Origin of the sequence: Halalkalibacter alkalisediminis (assembly GCF_028610705.1) — a bacterium.
In the GTDB taxonomy this organism is placed as follows: domain Bacteria; phylum Bacillota; class Bacilli; order Bacillales; family Bacillaceae_D; genus Halalkalibacter; species Halalkalibacter alkalisediminis.
Genome location: NZ_JAQQWT010000072.1, coordinates 1 through 6,928, shown reverse-complemented (window position 1 = coordinate 6,928; position 6,928 = coordinate 1). Strand labels below are relative to the sequence as shown.

Below are 6,928 nucleotides of genomic sequence, written 5' to 3'. Positions count from 1 at the left end.
AATGCGACAAGCTTTTTTGGGTGATTAAACCGATCTATCTCCCCAATTTCAGAAATGATCGTTGCCGCGATCTTTTCTCCGATACCTGGGATAGATTGGATAATCTTATATTCTTCAATTTCTTTTGCGAGAGTATCTATCTCAGTCTCCAACTCTGATAGATGCTTTTTGTATTGAAGAAGCATATTAATATACATACTAAGACTTAGTAAATGACTCTGATATAGTGTCTTTTGAAACAGAATAAATTAAACATGAATCTGTGGGGAAAGAAGTAAAGCTGTTTTCTATCCTCACAGAATTCTTTAAAGGAGCAAACAAAGATGGTTGAAGCACTGAAAGACATGTATAATCGAGGGTTTTTCAATCATTTCTGCAAGACAATAAAACAAGTACATCCAGAATTCAATGACCGGTTGTTTATGAATTTGATATTTGACCACGATTGGAGCACAAGGGAGTTAAAACAAAGAATTCGTCATATCACCCATTCATTATCGAAAACTCTGCCCCCTTCTTATCCTGACGCGATTGCAATTTTATCTGAAATAGCTCCAAAATGTAAAGGGTTTGAGTATCTGTTTTTCCCGGATTTTGTAGAGCGATATGGTCTTGCCGATTGGGAAATATCAATGTCTGCCCTCAAGCTATTCACCAAATCCTCTAGTTCAGAATTTGCTGTTCGTTCTTTTATTGAAAAAGATCCAAAAAAGATGATGGCAATCCTGGAGCAGTGGGCAAATGATGAAAATCCTCATGTGCGTAGATTAGCCAGTGAAGGTTGTCGGCCTAGACCCCTTGGTCTGCCCCATTGAACATGTTTAAAGCTGACCCGGCTCCTATCCTTCCTATCTTGTCTCTCTTAAAAGCGGATGAAAGTGAATATGTCAGAAAAAGCGTCGCCAATAACTTAAATGACATTTCAAAAGATCATCCCGACTTGGTGAAAAAAATATGCGCAGAATGGAAAGGACAGAATTCCCAGACAGATTGGATAATAAAACACGGTTGCCGAACATTATTAAGAAAAGCAGATCCAGAAACGCTATATCTATTTGGATTCCATACCGAACCTGACGTTCAAATAAAAGATCTTAACCTATCCGCTCACCAATTGTCAGTTGGCGACTCGATTACGTTTCATTTTGTTTTAGTTAATCAATCCCTTGACTTCTATAAACTACGAATTGAGTATGGAATTGATTTTGTAAAAGCAAACGGTTAACCTCCAGAAAACTGTTTAAAATAACAGAAAACATATATAAAAGCGGAGAAGTTCCCTTTAATCGAACTCATTCATTTAAAGACCTTTCAACGAGAAAACACTACGGGGGGGAACATCGCTTATCAATCGTCATCAACGGGAAAGAAATGGCAGAAGCCTATTTCCAATTAAAAATTCCAAATTAGAGAACGTATATTTTAAAGGAAACGTTTTATGAGATTCATTTTTCGAGCCAATATTTTTGAAAACTGTTCTTTCCATCTGGGCAATCATATGAAGCAGAGCCTTTAAAAACATGGAGGAGTATCCCCCTCATTTATCAGCAACTAGAAAGAACACTCAAATTAACTGCATTGTTACATCCTTAGTAAAATATTGCTCAACAATCGGGCGCTTTTCTGGAATAAGAATTGCGCTCTTTCTTTATGTATAGGGCCAGATAATTGAATAACACTTAGCAGTTAAATTGGGAATTTAAGTTAAAATAATTAGAGATTGTGAAGGATTGTACTTAAAGGTAGTTGATGTATTTGTATGTTAACTTTTTACGAGGAGTTGCAGCTACTTAAAATGATTTACAATTTTTAACTTTACATTTATAGTTGAAATATTAAGATATTTTTTAAAATTTTTAAACCTTTATGCAAACGATTGCGTGGATGCTTATTATTAAAAAGACTGAATTATGACATAAGTAATGATGACGAAGCCATAAGATCTTTAATAATCTAATTGGAATGCAGGTGTGTTTAGTGAATAAGTTACAGCCAAGCCCTTATGATCAGTATTTATTTAATCAAGGTACTCTCCTTAGAAGTTATGAAACGATGGGGGCGCATTTAGTTAAAGAGAAAGGAATAACTGGAGTTCGTTTTTCAGTTTGGGCTCCAAATGCAAAGGAAATTAGATTAGTAGGTGATTTCAACCATTGGCAAGGTAACTACCATCGTCTGAAAAATGTTAATAATTCAGGAATTTGGTTTATTTTCGTCCCTCATCTTCCAAAAGGAACTTTATATAAATATGAGGTTTATACAAAAAGTGGAGAGGTTTTCTTAAAAGCTGATCCCTATGCTTTTTATTCGGAAGTAAGACCAAATACTGCTTCCATTGTATATGGATTACCAGAGTATGAGTGGAATGATCACGATTGGCTGGTTAAACAGAATAAAAACGCACAACACGTTTACAATCAACCTATACTCATTTACGAAGTTCACCTTGGCTCATGGAAAAGAAAAAACAATGGTGATTTTTATACATACAGAGATTTAGCTGATGAGTTAATAGATTATGTAAAAAAGATGGGTTACACGCATATTGAACTTCTTCCAATAATGGAGCATCCGTATGATCCGTCATGGGGGTATCAACTTACTGGGTATTTTTCTATAACTAGTAGATTTGGTACACCGACTGATTTTATGTATTTCGTGGATCAATGTCATCAAAACGGAATTGGAGTGATTTTAGATTGGGTTCCTGGACATTTTGGAAAAGATGCGCACGGACTCAGAATGTTTGATGGAACTCCTCTTTATGAATATTCGAATTCATTAAAAGCTGAAAAACATTCGTGGGGAACACTGAGCTTTGATTATACAAAGCCTGAAGTGACAGGGTTTCTTATTTCAAATGCTTTATTTTGGTTCGATATTTTTCATATAGATGGTTTAAGGGTTGATGCAGTAACGAGTATGCTTCAATTAGACTTTGACAAAGAAAATGATCAATGGGAGCCTAATGTTTATGGTGGAAGTGAGAATCTAGAAGCTATTGAATTTATAAAAAACCTAAACAAAACCGTTTTTCAGTTTTATCCAGGAGCTTTAATGATGGCGGAAGAATCTACGGATTATCCTTCCGTAACGGGACCCGTTCATCTTGATGGGTTAGGATTTAATTATAAGTGGAGTCTCGGCTGGATGAATGATACATTAACATACATGGAAAAAGAACATTCAGACCGTCGGAATCATCATAAACATTTAACTTTTCCACTTATGTATGCCTTTACAGAAAATTTCACCCTACCAATATCTCATGATGAAGTAGTACATGGCAAAAAATCACTTCTTGATAAGATGCCAGGTGATTATCATCAAAAATTCGCCAACTTAAGATTGTGTTTAGGGTATATGATGACACACCCAGGAAAAAAGCTGCTGTTTATGGGAAGTGAATTTGGACAGTTTTCAGAATGGCGGGATCAAGATCAACTTGATTGGGATTTGCTAGATTATGAAATGCATCGCAGTGTTCAAGGATACACCAAAGATTTAGACCATTTTTATTTGAAAGAAAAGGGGCTTTGGGAACTAGATCACATACATAATGGTTATGAATGGATCAATCCTCAAGATGATACAAACAGTATTATCTCTTATATTCGCAAAGGGAAAAAGCCAAGTGATTCTCTTATCATTATTTGTAATTTTTCAACTAAATTGCACAACGAATATCGAATAGGAGTTCAGGATTGCGTTGATTATCGCGAAGTCTTTTCTAGCGATGAATGTAAATATGGAGGGGCTGGGCATAAAAATACGCGTTCAATTAAATCTGAAAATATCCCTTCTGACAATCATCCTTATAGCTTAACAATTACATTAGCACCCTTATCTATGATTATCTTAAAAAAGTTTATTTCAAAAAAAGAAAGAAAAAAGAACAAAAAATAATAAGGCGCTGCATGAACCGTAAAGCAGGAGCCAATTAAAAAATAGGAGAAAAAATTAATGACAACTATTAACGAAATAATTATGAAAATCTCGTTAGCATTTTCTACATTAGAAGAAATAGAAGGAGTAGTGCTTTCAGGATCTCTTACAACGGAAACACAAGATGAATTTTCTGATATTGACTTGTATATATATAGTGATCATGAAATTTCACCGAGTAGGAGAAAAGATTTATTAGAACCATTCTCCGCTTATATGGAAATAAACAATCAATACTGGGAAACAGAAGATGACGGAACCCTTAGAGATCCGAAAATTGGTATTGAAATTATTTATCGAAATTACGCATGGATTGAAAATGAACTTAATAATTCGTTAATTAGTTACAATGCGCAAGTTGGATTCTCTACTTGTTTTTGGAGTAACTATCTTAATTCAGAGATATTATTTGATAAACATGGTCGACTAAAAAAACTACAAGATCGAGTTAACGTACCATACCCAGTTGAACTAAAACAAAACATCATTAATAAAAATTACCCATTATTAAAGGACAGTATTACATCCTACTTCCATCAAATTGAAAAAGCAGTAAAGAGACAAGATTATATAAGTATTAATCACAGAGTTGCTGCCTTACTGGCGAGTTACTTTGATATTATATTTGCGATTAACGATTTACCTCACCCTGGTGAAAAAAAGCTAATAAAGATTGCTAAACAAAAGTGTGAGCAACTTCCAGTTAATATGGAGGAAGATATAAATAACATTTTAAGAAATAATACAAGTACATTACTTGATGATATTCATAAATTGGTTGATCGTTTAGATGTGATGTTAGAAAGTAAAAACTTATTACCCAAAAATACTGTTACATTGATTCGAAAATAAGGATTTTCAGCAGTTGGTTTAAACCACAGACTTGGTAAATTTGAAAAATATCCATATCTATTGTCTGAAGCTGACATTTAAAGTCAATTGAGCAAACCTTTGTAGTACTTTAATATATGTTTTTCTGGTTCTAAGAAATCTAATTTTTTAACTGATAATTACGGAGAGCGATTGCGAATAACAGCAGTCGCTTTTGTACTCTAACAGGTATTTTCCTTTTATAACGATCTTCAGCAATCGGGCGCTTTTCTGAAATAAGGAAAGCGTCTTTCTTCATGAAAAGGGCCAGATAATTTATGGAGAGATTGTATAAAAACCCACTTTTTTATTTAATTTCCACCTCATTACATGGTAATATTTTCTTGTTAGGAGGCGGAGGATATGGCTAATTATGTACAAGAATTAAGGAAATCTATAGGAACTAAACCTATTATTTTAGTAGGATCTACAATTGTCGTAGTTAGTGAAAAACAGGAAATATTACTTCAACATCGTTCTGATACTGATGATTGGGGATTACCTGGGGGAGCGATGGAGTTAGGAGAATCCTTAGAGGAAACTGCCAAACGAGAATTATACGAAGAGACAGGATTGTCAGCAAAGGTTTTTGAGTTTATCGATGTACTTTCTGGAAAGGATCTATATTATCAATATCCTCATGGAGACGAAGTTTACAATGTTATCGCTCTATATAAGGCTAAAGAAGTTACAGGAAAACTAAAAATGGAGGACGGGGAAAGTTTAGATTTAAGATATTTCTCTCTAAATAATCTTCCTTTTCCACTAGAAGATAGAGCCAAGATTATTCTAGAAAGATACTTCAAATGTTAGGTGATCATTTTAGTAATAACGATCTTCCGCAATCGGGCGCTTTTCTGAAATAAGGAAAGCGTCTTTCTTCATGAAAAGGGCCATTTAATGGAGTAAGACTTTCAAAAAAACTGGATATTCATGTTAATATTAGTATGGAGATTGTGAAGAATTGTACTTAAAGTAACGAGGTTAGTTTAAGGAAAAATTTATGTTACCACACTTTAATACCAAATGTTAAAATTAGGTAAATTTCAAGTGATTATTTGTTTGGAGGGGCTAAGATGTTAGATACTCAAGAAATAAAAGAAATTATAAAACATCGTTATCCATTTCTTTTAGTAGATAGGATATTAGAGGTAGAAGAAGGGAAAAGAGCTGTTGGAATTAAAAATGTTAGTGTAAATGAGGATTTTTTTAATGGTCATTTTCCAAATTATCCTGTTATGCCTGGTGTTTTAATTGTAGAGGCACTAGCTCAAGTAAGTGCAGTTGTCATGCTAACTAAAGAGGGGAACAAAGGACGATTAGGTCTTTTAGCAGGTATTGATAAATGTCGCTTTAAACAGCAAGTAAAACCAGGTGACCAATTACGTCTTGAAGTAGAAATTACTCGATTAAAAGGTCCTATCGGTAAAGGAAAAGGAATTGCAACTGTTGATGGAGAATTGGTTTGCGAAACAGAAATTATATTTGCATTCGGTGATTAACATTATTGAATAGATAATTTACGTTATTGAAGTAAATGGGAGCGTTAGTTTAAGAAGAATACAGTGATTTTATGAGTGATTAGAATTTAGTTATTCAATTAAAGGGCGCATTTCTGGAATAAGAATTGCGCTCTTTCTTCATGAAAAGGGCCAGATTGTGGAGTAACTCTTTTTTTAGTGTAGTAGACACATACTGCGCAACAATTATCTTCATTTTTATTCTTGAAGCTAATTAAAGAGATAATAGCGCTAATTATCTTAATTCAGTGTCAAAACTTAGAAGTTTTAACACTGATGCATAGAAGCTGATAAAACAATGTCTATATTTGTGTCATATCTTAGTTTCATAATTAGTTTTCTTCAAGATAATAAAGATGTTACAAAATTTTACTGTTTAATAGGAAATTCACTTCAGGATGATATAAAATTAAGTACTGTCATTATTTACTTATAGATGCTTCAGTTAAATAACAGCTGTCTTTATATGGACTTGTGTCACTCGTCTACAATTAAAACTTGAAGGATTAATGCTTAACTCAACTTTCGCAGTTGAATTTTAGCTTTAAAGGCTTACGATAACTTCGCTATAACCTAATTTAATATAAATTTGT

The 6,928-nt window shown here is 33.6% G+C and carries 6 protein-coding genes and 1 pseudogene; 6 read left to right on the top strand and 1 reads right to left on the bottom strand.

Annotated elements, in window-relative coordinates; genetic code table 11:
• Positions 1-239 (bottom strand): annotated as a pseudogene (locus PQ474_RS25415) (transposase); the annotation flags it as partial.
• 84 nt (positions 240-323) lie between these two features.
• On the opposite strand from PQ474_RS25415, the gene PQ474_RS26505 reads away from it, so the two are divergent.
• The 6 genes from PQ474_RS26505 (at position 324) to fabZ (ending at position 6,317) form a co-directional block, all read left to right on the top strand.
• Entirely contained in the window at positions 324-815 is a 492-nt protein-coding gene (locus tag PQ474_RS26505) for a hypothetical protein (protein WP_337956416.1), read from the top strand.
• Positions 812-1,225, top strand: a complete 414-nt coding sequence (locus tag PQ474_RS26500; protein ID WP_337956415.1) for a hypothetical protein — start codon at positions 812-814, stop codon at positions 1,223-1,225. Before PQ474_RS26505 ends, PQ474_RS26500 begins: the two co-directional genes overlap by 4 nt.
• 752 nt (positions 1,226-1,977) lie before the next feature.
• Entirely contained in the window at positions 1,978-3,906 is a 1,929-nt protein-coding gene (gene glgB / locus PQ474_RS25405) for a 1,4-alpha-glucan branching protein GlgB (protein ID WP_273848370.1), read from the top strand.
• A gap of 57 nt (positions 3,907-3,963) precedes the next feature.
• Positions 3,964-4,797: a nucleotidyltransferase domain-containing protein gene (locus PQ474_RS25400; protein WP_273848369.1), complete on the top strand. Its 834-nt coding sequence runs from the start codon at positions 3,964-3,966 to the stop codon at positions 4,795-4,797.
• A gap of 381 nt (positions 4,798-5,178) precedes the next feature.
• Positions 5,179-5,628 carry an NUDIX hydrolase gene (locus tag PQ474_RS25395; protein ID WP_273848368.1) on the top strand — a complete coding sequence of 150 codons (450 nt, stop codon included), beginning with the start codon at positions 5,179-5,181 and terminating at the stop codon, positions 5,626-5,628.
• Between the two features lie 263 nt (positions 5,629-5,891).
• Complete coding sequence (gene fabZ / locus PQ474_RS25390) at positions 5,892-6,317, top strand: 3-hydroxyacyl-ACP dehydratase FabZ (protein WP_273848367.1); 426 nt, start codon at positions 5,892-5,894, stop codon at positions 6,315-6,317.
• The last annotated feature ends 611 nt before the right edge of the window (positions 6,318-6,928 follow it).